The sequence below is a fragment of the Colwellia aquaemaris genome, from assembly GCF_057548755.1.
Map to the genome: position 1 here is coordinate 1 of NZ_BAAJLV010000020.1, position 1,574 is coordinate 1,574.

The 1,574-nt window shown below is 48.2% G+C and carries 1 rRNA gene; it reads left to right on the forward strand.

The features are described 5' to 3' along the window. Positions 1–56: 56 nt before the first annotated feature. Positions 57–1,574, forward strand: a 23S ribosomal RNA gene (locus AC27HL_RS19495); the annotation flags it as partial.

Below are 1,574 nucleotides of genomic sequence, written 5' to 3' on the forward strand. Positions count from 1 at the left end.
GAAGGTTTTGTCACCTTCTTGTACTTCGTATCTTTCGAGACTACTTAGGGTTGTATGGTTAAGTGACTAAGCGTATGTGGTGGATGCCTTGGCAGTTAGAGGCGATGAAAGACGTGTTAATCTGCGATAAGCTCAGTTAAGGTGATAAAAACCGTTATAGACTGAGATTTCTGAATGGGGAAACCCAGTATCATAAGATACTATCATTAAGTGAATACATAGCTTAATGAGGCGAACCGGGAGAACTGAAACATCTAAGTACCCCGAGGAAAAGAAATCAACCGAGATTTCCTTAGTAGCGGCGAGCGAACGGGAATTAGCCCTTAAGCGGTTTGTAAGTTAGTGGAATCTACTGGAAAGTAGAGCGATACAGGGTGATAGCCCCGTACACGAAAATGAACTTACCGTGAAATCGAGTAGGACGGCACACGTGAAACGTTGTCTGAACATGGGGGGACCATCCTCCAAGGCTAAATACTCCTAACTGACCGATAGTGAACCAGTACCGTGAGGGAAAGGCGAAAAGAACCCCTGTGAGGGGAGTGAAATAGAACCTGAAACCGCATACGTACAAGCAGTGAGAGCTGGATTTAGTCCAGTGATTGCGTACCTTTTGTATAATGGGTCAGCGACTTATATTCTGTAGCAAGGTTAACCGACTAGGGGAGCCGTAGCGAAAGCGAGTGTTAACTGCGCGTTTAGTTGCAGGGTATAGACCCGAAACCCGGCGATCTACCCATGGGCAGGTTGAAGGTTGAGTAACATCAACTGGAGGACCGAACACACGTATGTTGAAAAATGCGGTGATGACTTGTGGGTCGGAGTGAAAGGCTAATCAAGCCGGGAGATAGCTGGTTCTCCCCGAAATCTATTTAGGTAGAGCCTCGCACGAACACCATTGGGGGTAGAGCACTGTTAAGGCTAGGGGGTCATCCCGACTTACCAACCCTTTGCAAACTCCGAATACCAATGAGTGATATGCGGGAGACACACTGCGGGTGCTAACGTCCGTTGTGAAGAGGGAAACAACCCAGACCGCCAGCTAAGGTCCCAAAGTACTAGTTAAGTGGGAAACGATGTGGAAAGGCATAGACAGCTAGGAGGTTGGCTTAGAAGCAGCCATCCTTTAAAGAAAGCGTAATAGCTCACTAGTCGAGTCGGTCTGCGCGGAAGATGTAACGGGGCTAAACTAGTCACCGAAGCTGCGGATTCAAACTTAGGTTTGAGTGGTAGGGGAGCGTTCTGTAAGCCGTTGAAGGTGAGTTGTAAAGCTTGCTGGAGGTATCAGAAGTGCGAATGCTGACATGAGTAACGATAAGGGGAGTGAAAAACTCCCCCGCCGAAAGACCAAGGTTTCCTGTCCCATGTTAATCAGGGCAGGGTAAGTCGGCCCCTAAGGCGAGGCGGAAACGCGTAGTCGATGGGAAACAGATTAATATTTCTGTACTTCTATATATTGCGAAGGAGGGACGGAGTAGGCTAGGTGAGCACGGCGTTGGTAGTCCGTGTGAAAGTATGTAGGCGGTTGTCTTAGGTAAATCCGGGACTTCATTAACGCTGAGATACGAGACGAG